Below are 18,512 nucleotides of genomic sequence, written 5' to 3'. Positions count from 1 at the left end.
TTGCATCAGGCGCGTGATTACCACGAGTAAGTCACACCCACGCGGCCGCCGACCTTGCTCTGGTCGAAACCATAGGTCACGCCTGCGTCAAGCTGCGTGCGCGCATCCACGCGGTAGGCCCCCGACATGGCAAAGGCCTGCGCCCCATCAAAGAAACCCAGACCGCCCGACACGGCGTAGGTCGCGTTCGGATCGACATAAGGCGTGTTCAGCGCCATCGCCATCGCGATCCCGTCCCGGTTGGTCAGGATGTCATTGCGGTTTTGCGCAATGGCCGCGCTGTTGGCGACGACACCACCCTCGAGGTCATTCAGGCGCTGGCTCGTGGCACCAAAGGCACCGTTGATCTGGCCGATGATATCGGATTCGATCGTGGCAAGGTTGCCATTCTCGTCCGACGTGACCAGCCGCAGCGTGCCACTTTGGGCGTCCCGGCTTGCCTCGGATGCGATGCCGGGCAGTGTGTAGGTATGCACATTCGTGCCGATCACAGCCTGGTTCGCACGGGTTGCGGTGGCACCGTTGCCGATGGCGATGGAGTTGTCACCGGATGCGGTCGACAGGTTGCCAAAGGCAAGCGCGGTCGCACCGGATGCATTCGCGGCCTCACCCACGGCGGTGGACCGCACGCCACTGGCCTGCGCCAGATGACCAAAGGCCTGCGCCCGTTCCGCGGTTGCCGCGGCCTGCCAGCCGATTGCCGTCGCACCAGCACCGTTCGCCGTTGCCTCGCCACCGATTGCTGTCGTGGAATTTCCGGTTGCCGTCGTCGCGGTGCCGCCCGCATTGTCGCTGCCGATGGCGATGGAATCGACACCGTTTGCGCGCGACTGGTAACCGATCGCGATGCCGCCATCGCCCGGCGCGTCGGCATCCTCGCCTACGGCTGTGGAAAATGCGCCCGTCGCATCGGCCAGATGACCAAAGGCCTGCGCCCGTGTCCCCGTTGCGCTGGATTGCCAGCCGATCGCCGTCGTGCCCGGGCCGGTCGCCACGGATTCGCCACCAACCGCCGTGGTGGAATTGCCGTCCGCCGCAGCACTGTCACCTATGGCCAAGGCGTCGATCCCGGTCGCTGTCGTCTCGTTTCCGATTGCCGTCGCGAAATCGCTCTGGGCGTCGGCGTTTTCACCGATGGCCAAAGAGCGTTCACCCTGCGCGGTCGCAAGGTGGCCAAAGGCCTGCGCACGCTCTCCTGTCGCTGCTGACTGCCAGCCGATGGCAGTCGTGCCGGCACCCGTCGCCACGGATTCACCGCCGATTGCAGTGGTCGAATTTCCGTTTGCTGCCGAACCAGCACCAACTGCGACCGCATCGATACCCTGCGCAGATGCACCGATCCCATCACCGGGATTGTTCTGCCCACCGACTGCGACGGCACCTTGGCCCGATGTATTCGCAAAATAGCCAACGGCAGTGTTGTCGGCATCGAACGCGACTGCGTTGGAACCAACCGCCGTGGCACCTTCACCGCCGCTGGATGCGATGCTGCCAACAGAAACAGAATCGGTCCCAAGCGCGTTGGCATTCGGGCCAAGTGCAACTGAATCGGTCCCTGCCGCGATGCCGCCACCATCGCCGTAGGCCTGTGCTGCAACACTTTGCGCACCTGCCAGCAGCGCCGCGGTTGCGACCCCCGTCCACATCGTTTTTCTGGAAATTGCCATTTTACCTAATCCCTATGCAATCGTTACTCGTCCCAAGGTAAGGCAACGCTGGCGCGTGGCCAGAGAAAACGCAGGCAAATTCTTCACGAAATTGTTTAACTTCGCGCGTTTCAGACACTTTCAATCAATTCGGCGCGTCGAAAGAACAGAATCGTCCAGCACCTTGACCTCGCGCTGCGGGAAGGGAATTGAAATGCCGTTTTCGGCAAAGGCGTCCCACAACGCCAGATAGACATTTCCGCGGATGTTGGTCAGGCCGCCGGTGGGATCCGAAATCCAGAACCGAAGGATGTAGTCAACGGAACTGTCGCCGAATCCGACGATATGGCAGACCGTCGGGCGCGAGGACAGAACGCGATCCACGCTTTGCGCCGCTGCAATGGCGATCCGTCGGACATCGTGGGGATTGTCGCTGTAGGCTGTGCCGAAATAGATATCCAGACGCACGAATTCGTTCGAATGGGACCAGTTCACCACCTGACCGGTGATCAGGTCCTCGTTCGGGATCAGGTATTCCTTGCCGTCGCGCGTGGTGATGCTGACGTATCGCGCACCCAGCGAATTGATCCAGCCAAAGGTGTCGCCCAGACTGATGACGTCGCCGGGCTTGATCGACTTGTCCAACAGGATGATGACGCCGGACACCAGATTCGACACCACCTTTTGCAGGCCGAAACCCAGACCCACACCGATGGCCCCGGACAGGACCGCAAGCCCGGTCAGGTCGATCCCGATGGTCCGCAGGCCGATGAACACCGCAGCACCGTACAGCGCGATCTGCATCGCCTTGACCGCCAGCACCTGCATGGACGGGCTGATGTCCTTGTTCCCCCGGATGCGTCCCGTGGCGGTGCGGGACAGGAACCGTGCACCGATCCACAGTACACCGATGATCAGGACAGCCTGCACCAGTTGCAGCAGCGAAAACCGGACCTCGCCGATGTGAAACGCGGCACTGTCCAGCAGCGCCGAAAATTCATCCGTCAGCCCCAGAATCCGCAGGGTGATCCAGGCCCAGAGGGTATAGCGGGCGACACCCCGCATGAAGGGATTGCCGATCAGGCGGGTCGTCAGCGCAACCAACAGCCACGCCAGGGCCAGATTGCCGATGATCTGCAACAGATAGCTACGGCTGTTCCATGTCACCTCTTGCATGACAAGGATCACCAGCCAGATGATCACGACAAAGGCGATGCCCCGTAGCCGCCGGTGCACGACCAGCATCCAGCGGATCCGCCACATCGGCCAGTCTTCGCGTTCCTTGATCCAGTTGCGCAGACGCGGCGCAAAGATGTGCCGCACCATATGGGCCGCCAGGAAAATTCCCGCAAAAATCAGGATCTGATACAGAATCCACGGACGCCACAGCGAGGATATGAACACCTCGGCCTGCTGGATCAGATCATGACCGACGCCAACGATTTCCGCGATCGGGGTTTCCGGGGTCTCTGCTGCCTGCAACAGATCATCGTGAACGGCCATAACTCTCCCCCAACAGATCGCGGTTGGCGCCCCTCGCGACCACACGCAAGGTTAGCATGCGCATGTGCGACGTCCAAGACAACGGCCTGACGGGTGCCGCGCAACCCCTGCCCACCAAAGGGACAGACCACTTATCCGTTTGCGCACGGGATAAGACAAATGCCCCATAGGACCGGCATTGACTCAACGGCAACATTCGACAAAGGTCAGTTTGCCACAATTATAACGCATTGAAATCTATATTGTATTTTTTTCGGAAACAATGCGTCTTTAGTCAAAGGATTGACGATGGAACTGTTCGTCTTGCCCGCCTTGCTGGGGATCGGCCTGCTTTATGCATTCACGACGAACGACGACGATTCCGACGATGATTTTGGAAACGACGAGGGTCTGACTCTGGGTCAGACAGAAGTGTCCGAACAGGTCGATCTGCCCACCCGGCCGGGCCCTGATCCAGACGCGGATCAGACACTTACGGGAACACCCGAAGACGATACCCTCATCGGCGCAGCCGGCGACGACGAAATCGAGGCCTTCCGCGGCAATGATCTCCTCGATGGCAAGGCAGGTGACGATTTTCTGAACGGTGCAGCCGGTGATGACATCTTGCGCGGCGGAAGGGGCAACGATCTTTTGATCGGCGGGTCCGGTGCCGACGACATTGATGGCGAAGACGGCGACGATCTGATCCTGCCCGGCGTCGGTGGTGACGTGACCAACGGCGGCGACGGCAACGATATCATCATCGACGAACAGGGGTTTGATATCATCTACGGCGGTGCGGGTGACGACATCATTGCCTCAGGCCGCAACCCCGATACGGTGTTCGGCGGCGACGGCGACGACATCATTGTCTATCAGGGTGAGGCTGGCGTGCTGTCAGGTGATGACGGTGATGATGTCATGGTCGCCATCAACGAATTTTCGTCCCCCGACGGGACGCGCATGGATGGCGGGGCCGGGAACGACGTGATGTCCGGCATCGGCGACAGCCTGTTTGGTGGCACAGGCGATGATACCCTTGGCACTTATGAACCCGAAGGTGCCGACGCGGGCAAGGCTGTATCACGGCTGAACGGCGGATTTGGCGACGATACCTTGATCAGTGCGGATGGCGACGCCTTGCTGACGGGCAATCAGGGGACCGACAGTTTTGTCGCGACAACAACAGGCAAGACGACGATCTTTGACTTTGACCCCGCGACAGAGACCGTCGAATTTCAGGTCGAACTTCTGAATGGTCTGGACCCTGACACGACGCCTGCACCGAGCTTGGTGATCAGGGGTGTCGGGGCGGATACGCAGATCAGCCTTTCCGTGCCAGAGGGCCAATCGGGCCTGATCCAGAACGAAGAACAGGTCGTGATCTTGAAAAATGTCGACCCGGACGATTTGCGGCGTGATAGTGTGACATTGTCGCTGCTCAGCACGGCGGATCGTGCGGCAACGCTTGAAGCGACTTTCAGGCCAACACTGCCGGATCTCACATCATAGATGATCTGCGGCCAACTTTAACGATGCAGCCAATCCGTGGGGGATGATTTTATGGAACTCTTTTTGATACCGGCCCTGTTGGGGATCGGCCTGATTTACGCGCTGACCAACGACAGTGACGATGACGACGAAAACGACAACCCACCGGCGGACGATGGTTTGACCCTTGGCGTGACCGAGGTTGCGGAACCGCAGCCGGAAACCGAGACACCGGACGTCACCGAACGGCCGATTTCACCCCTTCAGCTGGGGACGGATGGTGACGACGTTCTGACCCTCGACGACAACGACAATCGCTACAGCGCCTTGGCTGGAAACGATTCCGTGAATGGTGCCGGCGGCGACGACACGCTGATCGGTGACGACGGCGACGATACGCTGCGCGGCGGTGACGGCGACGACATCCTGCGCGGGCGTCTGGGCAATGACGAAATTCGCGGCGATGCCGGCAATGACATCGTTGACGGCGGATTCGGCGACGATCTGATCGGCGGCGGCACCGGCGACGATCAGGTCTTTGGTGGCGCGGGCAACGACGTCCTGTTCGATGGTGCGGGCGATGATACGCTCAGCGGCGGAACAGGCGACGACGAAATCAATCTGGTCGCGGGTGAACACCGTGCCTTTGGCGGTCTGGGCGACGATACGATCAACGCGACCGGTGGTAGCGGCCTGATCCTCGGCAACGAGGGCGACGATACCGTGACGATCGCGGATACGGCCGATATCGGACCGTTCCGCGTGTTCGGCGGTGACGGAGATGATGCCATCAGCGCCGGGCAATCCGACGACATTCTGTTCGGTGGTGACGGCAACGATGCAATCGACGGCGGGGCTGGCAACGACAAGATCGGCGGCAATGACGGCGATGACGACCTCGACGGCGACAACGGAAATGATGATGTCAGCGGCGGCGACGGGAATGACGCTGTCAGCGGTGGCGCTGGCGACGACCTGCTGTATGGCGGCGCGGGCGACGATATCATCTCTGGCGATGCCGGCGATGACCAGCTCTTTGGTGGCGCGGGTGACGACGTGATGTCTGGTGGCGCTGGCAGCGACGATCTGTTCGGCGGCGCCGGAAATGACCTGATCACAGCCTATGATCTGGACGGGGTCGACACGATCACGCTGGGCGATGGCGCCGACCGGGTCGATATCGCGGCCAATGCCACGATCACCGACTTTGATCCTGCAACCGACCAGATCAGCATGCTCCTGCTGGTCGAGGATGCCGCCGAGGACAGCCTGGGATCCGAGGTTATGGTGTCATTGGAAGAGGTCGTCGACGAAACCGGACGCTACACCCTCGTGCGGTTCGTGGAACCGGCCCCCGAAGGTGCGGTGAACGGCGATATCGTCGTGCGCCTGAACAACGTCACAGCCGCTGACCTGACCGAGGACAATTTCACCGCCCTGGTCAGCGATCCCGCGCTGGTGGCCTGAAAATGAGGGTGCCGCGAAAAGGCGCGCACCCGCCTTCCCTCTTGCGACAATGCGGGGCGAGGTATATCTCGCCCCACATGAACAGGTTTTTCGACATGGATGATCGCGCCCGGCTGCCTTGGCGGTTTTTCGGTGCGAACCGGACGATCCTCGCGCATCTATGATGCGCGCGGCGTCGCGTGACGCCCGTCAGACCGATCTTTTCCAACAGCCAATCACATGGGAGTGGACCAATGTCCCCCAAGACCCTCTACGATAAAATCTGGGATGCGCACCTCGCGCACGAAGCCGACGACGGCACCTGCCTTCTTTATATCGACCGTCACCTCGTTCACGAAGTGACCAGTCCGCAGGCGTTCGAAGGTCTGCGCATGACCGGCCGCACCGTGCATGCCCCCGACAAGACCATCGCGGTGCCCGATCACAACGTGCCGACCACGCTGGATCGCGCCAACGCCGAAACGATGACCGAGGACAGCCGCATCCAGGTCGCCGCACTTGACAAGAACGCCAAGGATTTCGGAATCCATTACTACCCGGTGTCCGACGTGCGGCAGGGTATCGTGCACATCGTGGGCCCCGAACAGGGCTGGACCCTGCCCGGCATGACCGTCGTCTGTGGTGACAGCCACACCGCCACCCACGGCGCATTCGGCGCGCTGGCCCACGGCATCGGCACGTCCGAGGTCGAACACGTGCTGGCGACCCAGACGCTGATCCAGAAGAAATCCAAGAACATGAAGGTCGAAATCACCGGCAAACTGCGCCCGGGTGTGACGGCCAAGGACATCACGATGTCCGTCATCGGTGTCACGGGCACCGCGGGCGGCACCGGCTATGTCATCGAATACTGTGGCGAGGCGATCCGCGACCTGTCGATGGAAGGCCGCATGACCGTCTGCAACATGGCAATCGAGGGCGGCGCGCGCGCTGGTCTGATCGCACCCGATGAAAAGACGTTCGCCTATTGCGAGGGCCGCCCGCATGCCCCCAAGGGCGCACAGTGGGAAGCCGCGCTGGCGTGGTGGAAAACCCTGTATTCCGACGACGATGCCCATTGGGACAAGGTCGTCACCCTCAAGGGTGAGGACATCGCACCCTCTGTCACCTGGGGCACATCGCCCGAGGACGTGCTGCCGATCACCGCAAACGTGCCTGCCGCATCTGATTTCAACGGTGGCAAGGTGGGTGCTGCGCAGCGCTCGCTTGATTACATGGGCCTGACGCCCGGCACACCGCTGTCCGATATCGCCATCGACACCGTGTTCATCGGGTCCTGCACCAACGGCCGGATCGAGGACCTGCGCGCCGCTGCCGCGATCCTCAAGGGCAAGAAAATTGCCGTGAAACGCGCGATGGTCGTGCCCGGTTCGGGTCTGGTCCGCGCACAGGCCGAAGAAGAAGGTCTGGCCGACATCTTCAAGGAGGCCGGCTTCGAGTGGCGTCTGGCCGGATGTTCCATGTGCCTTGCGATGAACCCGGACCAGTTGGCGCCGGGCGAACGCTGCGCGGCAACCTCCAACCGCAACTTTGAAGGACGGCAGGGCCGCGGCGGACGCACGCACCTGATGTCGCCCGCCATGGCCGCCGCTGCCGCGATCACCGGCAAACTGACCGACGTTCGGGAGATGATGTAATGGACAAGTTCGACAAACTCAGCGGGATTGCCGCACCCATGCCGTTGGTGAACATCGACACCGACATGATCATCCCCAAGCAGTTCCTCAAGACCATCAAGCGGTCGGGTCTGGGCGTGAACCTGTTCGACGAGATGCGCTATGACGACAACGGCGACGAAATCCCCGATTTCGTGCTGAACAAACCGCAGTATCGCAACGCCGAAATTCTTGTGGCGGGCGACAACTTTGGCTGTGGTTCGTCACGTGAACACGCACCCTGGGCGATCAAGGATTTCGGCATCCGCTGCATCATCGCGCCCAGCTACGCGGATATCTTTTACAGCAACTGCTTCAAGAACGGCATCCTGCCCGTGGTCCTGCCACAGGAACAGGTCGACGTGTTGATGAAAGACGCCGAAAAAGGGTCGAACGCCCGGATCGAAATCGACCTGGAGGCGCAGACCATCACGTCGTCCGACGGCGATGTGTTCACCTTCGAGGTCGACAGCTTCAAGAAGCATTGCCTGATGAACGGTCTGGATGACATCGGCCTGACCATGGAAAAGGCCGCGTCCATCAAGGCGTTCGAGGAACAAGCCGCCACGTCGCGGCCCTGGGTCTGAACACAAACTGTTTCGTTAAAACTGTCTGTATGGGGCTGGCGCAAGCTGGCCCCATTATTTTGTGGTCACACCCAAGGCTGACGCGCGAGCGCCATAAAAGGGTTGCAAAGCCGCACCACCCCTGCCCCAAAATGGTCAACGGCTTTCCTCATATTTCTCAGGCGCTTGTGCGACCGGGATGAAAGGGGCAGAATTATGGCAATCAAGAGGCAGCCCGCCACATTTGCGGGAAACGGAACAAAGGGTCGGCATCGTATCGCCCCTGGCCGTAACAAGGACGAGCAGTCGATGAACACGACCCTGCTAAAGGCGTGCGCGCGCGCTTTGTGCGTATTGGCGCTGATTGCGACGCCGACGCTGTTTCTACCGCAGCCCGCAGGTGGCAATTCGGCTATTGTCGCCCTCGTCGCCATCTTTGCCGCGATTTTCACGGTCGTCGAATACAGTTCCGCCAGCCCCAGCTTTATCGAATTCCGCAGCGCGCCCCCATTCAACCGTTTGCGTTTTGCCGCATTGTTCGTAACCGTTCTGACCCTGTCGCTGATCATGCGCGGCGCAGAGGCACCCTCGACCCTGACAATGCTGTTGCAAGTCATCGGACAACAGGTCGGCAACGCCATGGACGTGCCGTTTTCGCCCGTGCGCCTGATCCAGCTGATGATGACGGACGACACGCCCGCCCATGTCATGGAAACACTGCGCGTCGCCGCAGGTCTGGCCTATGTTGTGTCGCTGCTGTCCATTGCGACGTTCATCGTAATGCTGCGCGTGAAACGCTGGCCGCGGCGGACCGACAGTTTCAACGTCTGGATCAATCTGCCAATGTTCGACCCGACCGCAGGCGATGATGTCGTGGTGCGCCTGAACCGCGACAGCCAGATTAACCTTATCTTAGGCTTTCTGCTGCCATTCCTGATCCCGGCGATTGGCAAGCTGATCACGATCTATGCCACACCGATCGCGCTGAACGATCCGCAGACCCTGATCTGGATGGTGGCCGCATGGGCATTCTTGCCTTCGAGTTTGTTGATGCGCGGGATCGCGTTGTCGCGCGTGGCGCAGATGATCCATGCCCAGCGCAAACGCGCATACGCCGCCGCTGCTGCCAACGGTTTGCTGCCGGTCTGATCCTGTGGCTGGCGGCCACGGCTGCCCAGTCGGAACCACTGCGCATCGCCACCTTTGCCGCCCCCTTGGGCCGCGACGGGCCGGGGTTGCTGCTGCGCGATCTGGGACGCGACGACCCCCAGATTGATGCGGTTTCTGCCATCGTGCTGGACACGAATGCCGATATTCTGCTGCTGACGGACGTCGACCACGACCACGACGGTCTGACGCTCGCGGCACTCGCCCGGCGCCTGAATTATCCGCATGGCTTTGCTCTTGCACCCAATACGGGCCTGCCGACGGGTCTGGACCTTGATGGGAACAGCACATTGGGCGAGGCGCGCGACGCGCAGGGCTATGGCCGGTTTCCGGGTGACAGCGGTCTTGCGATCCTGTCGCGGTATCCGATCATCGCAGATGATGTGCAGGACCTGTCCGCGATGCTGTGGCGCGACCTGCCGGGGGCGACCCTGCCCGAGGGGCCGCTGGGGTCAGCAGACATCATGGCCGTGCAGCGCCTGTCCTCGACAGGTCACTGGATCGTGCCGATCGCAGCACCCGGCGGGCCTGTGACATTGATGACCTACAGCGCGACACCGCCCGTTTTCGACGGGCCCGAGGATCGCAACGGCCTGCGCAACCGGGACGAGTTGCGGTTATGGACCCATATCCTCGATCACGATGCACCGCAGGATTTCATCATCCTCGGCAATGCCAACCTCGACCCCGCTGACGGGGCCGGGTATCGCGCGGCGATGCAGACCTTTCTGGCCGATCCGCGCATCATCGACCCCGCACCGGACAGTCCCGGTGGGCTGGCAGCAGCCGACCCGGACCATGCCGGCGATCCCGCGCTGGACACCGCCGACTGGCCAGATGACGGCCCCGGCAATCTGCGCGTGTCCTATGTTCTGCCCGCCGTGACCTGGTCGGTAACAGGTGCGGGCGTCGTCTGGCCTGCGGGCGATGATCCCCTTGCCCAGGCTATCGCGGTCGCCGGACCGCACCGGATGGTCTGGGTGGATATTGCACGCTGACTTGATCCCGGCGGTCCTTGGGTTTACGCCACGCCCAAACCTTTAGTCACAAGGACCGCTGACATGTCGAACCCCTCTCTCTTGATCCTTGCCGGTGACGGCATCGGCCCCGAAGTCATGGACGAGGTGAAACGCATCATCACCTGGTATGGCGACAAGCGCGACATGCCCTTTGATGTGTCCGAGGACCTGGTCGGCGGTTGCGCCTATGACAAGCACGGCACACCGCTGCACGACGACACGATGGCGCGCGCCCAAGAGGTCGACGCCGTTCTGCTGGGTGCCGTTGGTGGCCCGCAATACGACGATCTGGATTTCAGCCTGAAGCCCGAACGCGGCCTGCTGCGCCTGCGCAAGGAAATGGACCTGTTTTCCAACCTGCGCCCCGCGCAGTGTTTCGATGCGCTGGCGGATTTCTCGTCGCTCAAGCGTGATATCGTCGCCGGTCTCGACATCATGATCGTCCGCGAACTGACCTCTGGTGTCTATTTCGGCGAACCGCGCGGCATCCACACCGAAGGCAACGAGCGCGTCGGCATCAACACCCAGCGTTACACGGAATCCGAAATCGCCCGCGTCGCGCGGTCCGCGTTCGAGCTGGCCCGCCGTCGCGGCAACAAGGTCTGTTCGATGGAAAAGGCCAACGTGATGGAATCCGGCGTGCTGTGGCGTCAGGTCGTGACCGAAGTCCACGAAAAAGAATACAGCGACGTGGAACTGTCGCACATGTATGCCGACAACGGGGCCATGCAGCTGGTGCGCAACCCCAAGCAGTTCGACGTGATCGTCACGGACAACCTGTTCGGCGACCTGCTGTCGGACGCAGCCGCCATGCTGACCGGTTCGCTGGGCATGTTGCCCTCTGCCTCTCTGGGTCTGCCCATGGCGAACGGCCGCCCCAAGGCGTTGTACGAACCGGTGCACGGTTCCGCCCCCGACATCGCAGGTCAGGGCAAGGCCAACCCCATCGCCTGCATCCTGTCGTTCGCCATGGCGCTGCGCTACAGCTTTGATGCGGGCGCAGAGGCCGACCGCCTCGAAGCAGCGGTCGAGACCGTGCTGGCCGACGGTGCACGCACCGCCGATCTGCTGGGCCCGGAGGGCGGTTCGCCCATCAGCACCACACAGATGGGTGACCGGATTCTGGCCGCGCTCGACGCCAGCCTGTAATTCAGACCAACGATCAGAATGGCTCCGCTCTTGCAGCGGGGCCATCCTTTTTTGCGCCCGTGGCAGCGCAGGCGGCCCCGGCTGGCGCGTAAATGAGCAGCCGAAAAACAGGCTGTCGCGGATCGGCCTCGGGACTTGACGCGCGTTAAATCAACGCGCATCCGTCGAACTGACGCTTTTCCAAGGCAGGACATTATCATGGCACCGAATGCAAAAGGCGCGCTGCTGGCGCTGGCAGCCTATGCGATCTTTTCCACGCACGATGTTTTCATCAAGATCCTTGGAGCGGATTATTCGCCGATCCAGATCGTGTTCTTTTCGGTGCTTTTGTCGTTCCCGCTGGCGACCTTTCAGCTGATGCAGGACGCCACACCCGGCACGCTTTTGCCAAAACACCCCTACTGGATGGCCCTGCGGACCGTGGCTGCCGTCGTCACCGGGTTTTGCGTGTTCTACGCCTTTTCCGTGCTGCCGCTGGCACAGGTCTATGCGATCCTGTTCGCCACGCCGCTGCTGATCACCATTCTAGCGATTCCGATCCTGGGCGAACAGGTGCGCCTGCGCCGCTGGATGGCGGTTCTGGTGGGCCTTGCCGGTGTGATGGTGGTGCTGCGGCCCGGCAGCACGACGCTGGAACTGGGTCACGCCGCCGCATTGCTGGGGGCATTCGGGGCCGCGCTGACAGGTCTGATCGTGCGCAAGATCGGGGCAGACGAACGCCCCGTCGTGTTGATGCTGTATCCGATGGCGGGCAACTTTGTCGTCATGGGGGCCGCGCTCGGGTTCGTCTATGAACCGATGCCGGTCGAACATATGGGCATGTTGTTCGTGATTTCCGCCTTTGCCTTTGTCGCCGGCCTGCTGGTGATCGGTGCCTACAAGCAAGGCGAGGCCGTGATTGTCGCCCCCATGCAGTATAGCCAGATCATCTGGGCCGCGATTTTCGGTGCGCTGTTCTTTGACGAGGTGCCGGATGGCGGCACCGTTCTAGGTGCGGCGATCATCATCGCCAGTGGCCTGTACATCGTCCTGCGCGAAAGCCGGTCTGACAACAGTGGCACACCGAACCTGCGGATGCGCCTGCGGTTCGAGACGGGCACATTCCTGCGCCCGCGCCCGCGCGAAATGGAACCGCATCAGGATTCCCCGCGCGTGGTGCCGCCCAATGCACCCTCGGCCCGCCCCAAACCCCATCTGCGTGGATTGCCGGGCCGTGTTCCGCCCGTGGCGGAACCGCGGCGCAAGGACACGGAATAGTCTTGTCAAACGGCCGTGGCGGGTTTACGACGCCGCCACGGTCGGGCTGTAGCGCAGCCTGGTAGCGCACCTGCTTCGGGAGCAGGGGGTCGGAGGTTCGAATCCTCTCAGCCCGACCAGATCACAAAATTTGCAAGCAGTCGCACCATGGCATGTCGCAGCGGACAATCGTCCGTCGTTGACGCATGTCCGATGTCGTCATCCTGTCACGGGCCCTGGATGTGGCCGCAATACCGGTCATGCCGACCGCCTGCCGGTCCGTTTCCGACCAATATGGAACCCTGAACCGTTCCCCCGCGTTGAGCTAACGAACACCAAGAGGAGAATGACATGAGTGCGACGAACAGCAACCTGACCGGTGACAACAAGGCCGTCGAGGCAACCGAACGTCAGAAGGAACGCCCCGAAGAGGCGGTTCATCACGAGCTGAAGAACGAAGAGGGCGCGGACAAGTCCAAGGACTGATCCCCCGACCATCGCGAAAAAAGGGCGGCCCCGGTGGCCGCCCTTTTCACGTTCAGTCCTTGTGGCTGTCTGCAAAGGCTGCCTGCGCCGCCGGGCTTGCCTCTGTCTGGTGTTTCGCTTTCCATTCATCGAACGGCATCCCGTAGAACGCCTCGCGGCCTTCTTCCTTGGTCATCGGGATACCCCGCTCGTTCGCGGCCTCCTGATACCAGCGGGACAGGCAGTTGCGGCAAAATCCCGCCAGATTCATCATGTCGATATTCTGCGCGTCTGGCCGGTCCTGCATCAGGTGCTGCTGCAACCGCCGAAAGGCAGCCGCTTCGATTTCAGTGCGGGTTGCGTCATCCATCGTCGATCCTCCTGTCATAGGCCGGTGTCGGCCAATACCTGTTCCAAGATGGGGGCGAGGCGTCCGGCCCACAACGCCTGATCCTGCGGCGTGGCAATCAGATCGTGCCGCAACTCGATCAGAATGTTGGGAATGCCATGCTGGTGCGCATGGCGATCCACGCTGTCGCCCGGCAGATTGCCCGAATAGGGCTGGTTGTCGCCGGTGACCCAACCGGCATCACGGCAGGCCTGCACCAATGGGGCTGCCAACCGCGCATCATCGGCATAAAGGATCGCAACTTCCCAAGGTCGCGGCGCGCGCCCCTTGAGCTGTGGCGTAAAGCTATGGATGGCGCAGAACACCGGATTGTCGCGCTGACTGACCAGATCTGCGACCGCCGCATGATAGGGCCGATAGAGCCGTTCCAGCCGCTGGGTCAGATCGGCGCTGTCCGCTGCACGGTTGGCCGGGATAACCGTGCCGTCATACAGCCGCATCAGCAGCGTGGGGTCCTGTTCACCCCGGTTGGGGTCGATCACCAGTCGCGAAAACCGTGTGGCGATCATCGGACTGTCCAGCGCGGCCGCCAACCCGTTTGCGACACCCTCGGCCCCGATATCATAGGCGATATGCCGGTTCATATCCGCCGCTGGCAGCCCCAGGTCACCGCCATTGATCCAGTCGGGGACAATATTGGTTGCGTGGTCGCAGGTCACGATCCAGCGTCCGGGCCGGTCCGCACCGACGATTTCGTAGGATTCTTGTGTCATGTGCACCGTCATTTTTTCGTCACCCCACCTAGTCTAGTTGTAGCGCGAAGGGAATTGCGCAATAACCGCCCCAACTGGTGCGTTACCGCTAACGCCCGTCTCACCGCCGGTGAAAAGGACCAACACATGAAACGTAATCGCAACGTCAAGATCGTCGCCACCCTCGGGCCCGCGTCGGACGACTATGAAATGATCCGCAAGCTGCACGAGGCCGGTGCCGACGTGTTCCGCCTGAACATGTCGCACGGCAGCCACGACGAGATCCGCGTGCGCCATGCCACGATCCGCAAGATCGAAAAGGACATGGGTTCCCCCATCGGTATCCTCGCTGACCTTCAGGGTCCGAAACTGCGGGTTGGCGTTTTTGCCAATGGCGAAGAAATGCTGGAGGTCGGCGCATCCTTCCGTCTGGACCTCAAGGATGAGGACGGCGATGCGACACGCGTAAAGCTGCCGCACAAGGAAATCTTTGACGCGCTGGAACCCGGTAGCCACCTGCTGGTCAACGATGGCAAGATCAAGCTGCGGGTCAAAGACTGTGGCCGCGATTTCGCTGATACCGAGGTTCTGGTTGGCGGCATGATTTCCAACCGCAAGGGCGTAAACGTGCCTGACGTGGTCCTGCCACTGGCCGCGCTGTCGGACAAGGACCGCAAGGATCTGGAATTCGTCTGCGATCTGGGCGTTGACTGGCTGGCCCTGTCGTTCGTCCAGCGGCCTTCTGACGTAGAAGAGGCGCGCGCACTGTGCAAAGGCCGGGCCAAGATTCTGTCCAAGATCGAAAAACCCGCTGCCGTCAAAAACTTCGACGATATCCTTGCGGTCAGCGACGGCATCATGGTCGCCCGTGGCGATCTGGGGGTCGAACTGCCTGTGCAGAACGTGCCGCCGATCCAGAAACAGCTGGTGCGCAAATGCCGCGCCGCCGCCAAACCGGTCATCGTCGCGACGCAGATGCTGGAATCGATGATCGATTCCCCGATGCCGACCCGCGCAGAGGTATCCGACGTCGCCACCGCCATCTACGAAGGGTCCGACGCGATCATGTTGTCCGCGGAATCCGCCGCTGGTTCGTTCCCGATTGAGGCGGTTACCACGATGGACAACGTTGCGGTCGAGGTCGAGGCTGACCCCACCTATACAGAAATCATCGAAAGCAGCCGCAAAACCTCTGGCAGCTCTGTTGCTGACGGTATCGTGGCCGCCGCGCGCGAAATCGCGGAAAAATCCGACATCAAGGCGATCTGTTGCTATTCGCAGACAGGCAGCACGGCAGCATTGGTGGCGCGCGAACGCCCACGCGTTCCGATCCTGGCGCTGACCAATCACATCACCACCGCGCGTCAGCTTTGCCTGATGTGGGGGATCAACAGCGTGCTGAGTGGTCAGGTCGACCGGTTCAAGGATGCCGTCATCGAAGCGGTGCGTGCATCGCTGCATGAAGGCATGGCAACCGAGGACGACATGATCGTCGTCACGGCCGGTGTGCCCTTCAATACGCCGGGATCGACGAACATCCTGCGCGTCGCCCCTTGCCAAGAACGATTGATTCACAGCTCCGATACAGAATAGTCTGCGGCATTGCAGTTATTTTATTGAGGATGAAACATGGATACCGACCTGATTTTTCTGGGCGGCGTCGTTTTCGGGATATTGTCGATCCCGGCAATCATTTCAGCGATGGTTGATGGGCGGGTGCCGCGCGCACCTGCCCTGATCATCATGCTTGCCGCTGTCATGATTGGATACGCGGTGCGTCAGCGACCCGGGGCCTACACCTTTGAAACCTTGCCGGATGTCGTGATGCGGGTTCTGGCGGGTTTCGGCCTCTAAACCCGCTTGCCAAACCCTGAACACCGTCCTACAAGGCCCGCTCTTACCGCGCGTCCGGCCCGAATGGCATGCCGAGTCGCGCGTCCAACCACCCGATAAGGAGATGGAAATGCCGAAGATGAAGACGAAATCGAGCTGCAAGAAGCGGTTCAAGATCACGGCCTCTGGCCGGATCAAGGCAGGTCAGGCCGGCAAGCGCCACGGCATGATCAAGCGAAGCACGAAGTTCATCCGCGACGCCCGTGGCACCACGGTTCTCGCAAAGGCTGATGAGAAGATCATCAAGCCGATGATGCCCTACGCACGCTGATCAGGAGGACCAACCATGCGCGTTAAATCCGGACCCGTCACCCACCGTCGCCACAAAAAGATCCTTGATAAAGCCAAGGGTTACTACGACCGCCGTTCCACGACCTTCAAGGTCGCGACGCAGGCCGTCGACAAGGCGCAGCAGTATGCAACCCGCGACCGTCACAACCGCAAGCGCAATTTCCGCAGCCTGTGGATCCAGCGTATCAACGCCGGTGTGCGCGCGATCGACGAACAGATGACCTACTCGCGGTTCATCAACGGCCTGTCGCTGGCCGGCATCGAAGTCGACCGCAAGGTTCTGGCCGACCTGGCCGTGAACGAGCCGCAGGCATTCGAGGCGATCGTGAACAAAGCAAAGGACGCACTGGCCGCCTGAGCCGGAGCATCCGATACAATCAGCAAAGCCGCCCCAGATCGGGGCGGCTTTGTTCGTTTTTGATACCCGATTTTGAATGATGAATATTCTCAAAAGGATTCGTTTTCCCTCTGTCGCGACGGGAAAACACGCTCTTTTTTGCACTAATTTGAGGCAGTGGATTGTCATCGACAATTCGTGATCAGTTTCCATTTGGGAAACAATTACTTAACCTTCCGTAACGTAAAGGTTTTTACGACTAGTTCAAATTTGTGGACTAATCGCGTCAAGGTTGTGTCTGGACAGACCTTGCCCCAAGCGCGCTAGACTTTCCTTGGGTCGTGTTCAGCGACATTGTAAGGAGAATGGTCATGGGTGCTTCTGCAATCACCGTACGTCCCTACAACGGGACACTGGCATCACTCAACCTTGGCGGTATTACCAACATCAACGTCCTGAACGGGGTCGGATCGCCACTGGGCGCAACCATCAACGATGCCGACGGCATCCTGAATTCCGCAGATAATGGCATCGCGCGATTTCTCTTGGACGGATCGACCGAGGAATCGACGATCAATTACATCGGCAGCGGCAGTGTCTCATTGATCAGCGTGCTGGGGATCGAACTCTTTCCGCGGCCCATTTCGATATTCGAAGTCGATGAACAAATCTATTTCTATGTCCCTGAAGGGTTGCCGCCACTTTCCCTGATCAATGTGTCGTTCAACATCGACCCGGATGCCGACCTTATCCTGCCTGACTTTGTGCCCTGCTTTCTTGCGGGCACGCGGATTACCACGCCCAGCGGCAACCGGGCGATCGAGGACATTCAGCCCGGCGACACCGTTCTGGATACACAGGGCAGAAACCACACGGTGCTGTGGGCAGGTGCCAAAACCATTCACCTCGACGCCCTGTGTGAGGCGCATTACCAAAAACTGGTGCCCGTACGGATCAGCAGCGAGGCGATGGCTGGCAGGGCCCCCTTTCGTGACCTGATCGTATCGCAACAACACCGCGTCGCTATCCGCCATCCCGCAACCGAAGTGTTGTACGGCCATGTCGATTGTTTCGTTCCTGCCGTTTCACTGGTCGGCTACATGGCCAGCTTTGCAACCGACCTCACCACAGTGACCTATCACCACATCCTGTGCAAAGAGCACATCACCCTGTTGGCCAACGGTGTCGAAGCCGAAAGCCTGTTTCTGGGTGATCTTTTGTCCACCAGCATGCGTCCCGCACTCCGCCAAGAGATCGCATTGGTTTTTCCGCAACTTCGGTCCAGCGACCTGGCGCCCACAGATTACCAGACAAGCCTGCCGACCCTGCGCGCCTTCGAGGGGCGCGTCTTGTGCAACATTCTGGCAGGCCCACCCAAGTGCAAACCAACCCCCAAGCGTCCGACCGACGCGAGGCCCCGCGCGCTGCACAAGATCAAGTCAAGTCGGTACATGGAAACATCCAAACCGCCGACGCGCTAGCCCGACCACAATCTCCAACCGGTGATTTTCGGCCACCTTGCGTCATGCCTTGGCAGGATATAG

At 60.9% G+C, this 18,512-nt stretch carries 18 protein-coding genes and 1 tRNA gene; 15 read left to right on the top strand and 4 right to left on the bottom strand.

The window, feature by feature from the left end; genetic code table 11:
- Positions 1-17 precede the first annotated feature (17 nt).
- Together AN189_RS01745 and AN189_RS01740 are read right to left on the bottom strand one after the other, a co-directional pair.
- Entirely contained in the window at positions 18-1,667 is a 1,650-nt protein-coding gene (locus tag AN189_RS01745) for a YadA-like family protein (RefSeq protein ID WP_216597715.1), read from the bottom strand.
- Positions 1,668-1,787: 120 nt separating this feature from the next.
- Positions 1,788-3,149 carry a mechanosensitive ion channel family protein gene (locus tag AN189_RS01740; RefSeq protein WP_056030028.1) on the bottom strand — a complete coding sequence of 454 codons (1,362 nt, stop codon included), beginning with the start codon at positions 3,147-3,149 and terminating at the stop codon, positions 1,788-1,790.
- 288 nt (positions 3,150-3,437) lie between these two features.
- Here AN189_RS01740 and AN189_RS01735 point away from each other — a divergent pair, with 288 nt between their 5' ends.
- From AN189_RS01735 to AN189_RS19655, 10 genes are all read left to right on the top strand, one after another.
- Entirely contained in the window at positions 3,438-4,643 is a 1,206-nt protein-coding gene (locus AN189_RS01735) for a calcium-binding protein (protein WP_056030025.1), read from the top strand.
- A 51-nt stretch (positions 4,644-4,694) separates the two neighbouring features.
- On the top strand, positions 4,695-6,089 hold the full coding sequence (locus AN189_RS01730) for a calcium-binding protein (RefSeq protein ID WP_056030023.1): 1,395 nt from the start codon (positions 4,695-4,697) through the stop codon (positions 6,087-6,089).
- Positions 6,090-6,322: 233 nt separating this feature from the next.
- Positions 6,323-7,726 carry a 3-isopropylmalate dehydratase large subunit gene (gene leuC / locus AN189_RS01725; protein WP_056030020.1) on the top strand — a complete coding sequence of 468 codons (1,404 nt, stop codon included), beginning with the start codon at positions 6,323-6,325 and terminating at the stop codon, positions 7,724-7,726.
- Complete coding sequence (gene leuD / locus AN189_RS01720; RefSeq protein WP_056030016.1) at positions 7,726-8,331, top strand: 3-isopropylmalate dehydratase small subunit; 606 nt, start codon at positions 7,726-7,728, stop codon at positions 8,329-8,331. The genes leuC and leuD overlap by 1 nt, the downstream gene beginning before the upstream one ends.
- 288 nt (positions 8,332-8,619) lie before the next feature.
- Positions 8,620-9,459 (top strand): hypothetical protein, encoded by an 840-nt coding sequence (locus AN189_RS01715; protein WP_056030013.1) that lies wholly within the window; start codon positions 8,620-8,622, stop codon positions 9,457-9,459.
- A gap of 65 nt (positions 9,460-9,524) precedes the next feature.
- The gene (locus AN189_RS01710; protein ID WP_367379427.1) at positions 9,525-10,475 is read left to right on the top strand and encodes an endonuclease/exonuclease/phosphatase family protein; all 951 of its coding nucleotides are present in this window, start codon (positions 9,525-9,527) and stop codon (positions 10,473-10,475) included.
- A gap of 63 nt (positions 10,476-10,538) precedes the next feature.
- Positions 10,539-11,645 (top strand): 3-isopropylmalate dehydrogenase, encoded by a 1,107-nt coding sequence (gene leuB, locus AN189_RS01705; RefSeq protein ID WP_056030010.1) that lies wholly within the window; start codon positions 10,539-10,541, stop codon positions 11,643-11,645.
- 198 nt (positions 11,646-11,843) lie between these two features.
- Positions 11,844-12,902 carry a DMT family transporter gene (locus AN189_RS01700; RefSeq protein ID WP_056030007.1) on the top strand — a complete coding sequence of 353 codons (1,059 nt, stop codon included), beginning with the start codon at positions 11,844-11,846 and terminating at the stop codon, positions 12,900-12,902.
- 42 nt (positions 12,903-12,944) lie between these two features.
- A tRNA-Pro gene (locus AN189_RS01695) sits at positions 12,945-13,021 on the top strand.
- A gap of 211 nt (positions 13,022-13,232) precedes the next feature.
- A complete protein-coding gene (locus tag AN189_RS19655) occupies positions 13,233-13,367 on the top strand; it encodes a hypothetical protein (protein ID WP_256212353.1) in 135 nt (44 codons plus the stop codon).
- A 52-nt stretch (positions 13,368-13,419) separates the two neighbouring features.
- On the opposite strand, the gene AN189_RS01690 is transcribed toward AN189_RS19655, so the two are convergent.
- Together AN189_RS01690 and AN189_RS01685 are read right to left on the bottom strand one after the other, a co-directional pair.
- Positions 13,420-13,716, bottom strand: coding sequence for a DUF1244 domain-containing protein (locus AN189_RS01690; protein ID WP_056030695.1), 297 nt, complete (start codon positions 13,714-13,716; stop codon positions 13,420-13,422).
- Positions 13,717-13,730: 14 nt separating this feature from the next.
- Complete coding sequence (locus AN189_RS01685) at positions 13,731-14,468, bottom strand: N-formylglutamate amidohydrolase (RefSeq protein ID WP_056030692.1); 738 nt, start codon at positions 14,466-14,468, stop codon at positions 13,731-13,733.
- Positions 14,469-14,594: 126 nt separating this feature from the next.
- Here AN189_RS01685 and pyk point away from each other — a divergent pair, with 126 nt between their 5' ends.
- The 5 genes from pyk (at position 14,595) to AN189_RS01660 (ending at position 18,449) form a co-directional block, all read left to right on the top strand.
- Positions 14,595-16,040 carry a pyruvate kinase gene (gene pyk, locus AN189_RS01680; RefSeq protein ID WP_056030004.1) on the top strand — a complete coding sequence of 482 codons (1,446 nt, stop codon included), beginning with the start codon at positions 14,595-14,597 and terminating at the stop codon, positions 16,038-16,040.
- 36 nt (positions 16,041-16,076) lie between these two features.
- Positions 16,077-16,301, top strand: a complete 225-nt coding sequence (locus AN189_RS01675; RefSeq protein ID WP_056030001.1) for a hypothetical protein — start codon at positions 16,077-16,079, stop codon at positions 16,299-16,301.
- Between the two features lie 109 nt (positions 16,302-16,410).
- The gene (gene rpmI, locus AN189_RS01670; protein ID WP_056030690.1) at positions 16,411-16,611 is read left to right on the top strand and encodes a 50S ribosomal protein L35; all 201 of its coding nucleotides are present in this window, start codon (positions 16,411-16,413) and stop codon (positions 16,609-16,611) included.
- 15 nt (positions 16,612-16,626) lie between these two features.
- Positions 16,627-16,989 (top strand): 50S ribosomal protein L20, encoded by a 363-nt coding sequence (rplT, locus tag AN189_RS01665; RefSeq protein WP_056029998.1) that lies wholly within the window; start codon positions 16,627-16,629, stop codon positions 16,987-16,989.
- A gap of 350 nt (positions 16,990-17,339) precedes the next feature.
- The gene (locus AN189_RS01660) at positions 17,340-18,449 is read left to right on the top strand and encodes a Hint domain-containing protein (RefSeq protein ID WP_172794834.1); all 1,110 of its coding nucleotides are present in this window, start codon (positions 17,340-17,342) and stop codon (positions 18,447-18,449) included.
- Positions 18,450-18,512: the final 63 nt, after the last annotated feature.

The sequence above is a fragment of the Loktanella sp. 3ANDIMAR09 genome (assembly GCF_001420005.1).
Taxonomy (GTDB): Bacteria; Pseudomonadota; Alphaproteobacteria; order Rhodobacterales; family Rhodobacteraceae; genus Loktanella.
The sequence above is the reverse complement of the archived record's forward strand: the minus strand, read 5'-3'. Positions and strand labels throughout refer to the sequence as shown.

Excerpts from the sequence above, each read along its gene's own strand:
- AN189_RS01745 (WP_216597715.1), bottom strand. The coding sequence starts at position 1,667 with ATGGCAATTTCCAGAAAAACGATGTGGACGGGGGTCGCAACCGCGGCG.
- AN189_RS01740 (WP_056030028.1), bottom strand. The coding sequence starts at position 3,149 with ATGGCCGTTCACGATGATCTGTTGCAGGCAGCAGAGACCCCGGAAACC.
- AN189_RS01735 (WP_056030025.1), top strand. The coding sequence starts at position 3,438 with ATGGAACTGTTCGTCTTGCCCGCCTTGCTGGGGATCGGCCTGCTTTAT.
- AN189_RS01730 (WP_056030023.1), top strand. The coding sequence starts at position 4,695 with ATGGAACTCTTTTTGATACCGGCCCTGTTGGGGATCGGCCTGATTTAC.
- leuC (WP_056030020.1), top strand. The coding sequence starts at position 6,323 with ATGTCCCCCAAGACCCTCTACGATAAAATCTGGGATGCGCACCTCGCG.
- leuD (WP_056030016.1), top strand. The coding sequence starts at position 7,726 with ATGGACAAGTTCGACAAACTCAGCGGGATTGCCGCACCCATGCCGTTG.
- AN189_RS01715 (WP_056030013.1), top strand. The coding sequence starts at position 8,620 with ATGAACACGACCCTGCTAAAGGCGTGCGCGCGCGCTTTGTGCGTATTG.
- leuB (WP_056030010.1), top strand. The coding sequence starts at position 10,539 with ATGTCGAACCCCTCTCTCTTGATCCTTGCCGGTGACGGCATCGGCCCC.
- AN189_RS01700 (WP_056030007.1), top strand. The coding sequence starts at position 11,844 with ATGGCACCGAATGCAAAAGGCGCGCTGCTGGCGCTGGCAGCCTATGCG.
- AN189_RS19655 (WP_256212353.1), top strand. The coding sequence starts at position 13,233 with ATGAGTGCGACGAACAGCAACCTGACCGGTGACAACAAGGCCGTCGAG.
- AN189_RS01690 (WP_056030695.1), bottom strand. The coding sequence starts at position 13,716 with ATGGATGACGCAACCCGCACTGAAATCGAAGCGGCTGCCTTTCGGCGG.
- AN189_RS01685 (WP_056030692.1), bottom strand. The coding sequence starts at position 14,468 with ATGACACAAGAATCCTACGAAATCGTCGGTGCGGACCGGCCCGGACGC.
- pyk (WP_056030004.1), top strand. The coding sequence starts at position 14,595 with ATGAAACGTAATCGCAACGTCAAGATCGTCGCCACCCTCGGGCCCGCG.
- AN189_RS01675 (WP_056030001.1), top strand. The coding sequence starts at position 16,077 with ATGGATACCGACCTGATTTTTCTGGGCGGCGTCGTTTTCGGGATATTG.
- rpmI (WP_056030690.1), top strand. The coding sequence starts at position 16,411 with ATGCCGAAGATGAAGACGAAATCGAGCTGCAAGAAGCGGTTCAAGATC.
- rplT (WP_056029998.1), top strand. The coding sequence starts at position 16,627 with ATGCGCGTTAAATCCGGACCCGTCACCCACCGTCGCCACAAAAAGATC.
- AN189_RS01660 (WP_172794834.1), top strand. The coding sequence starts at position 17,340 with ATGGGTGCTTCTGCAATCACCGTACGTCCCTACAACGGGACACTGGCA.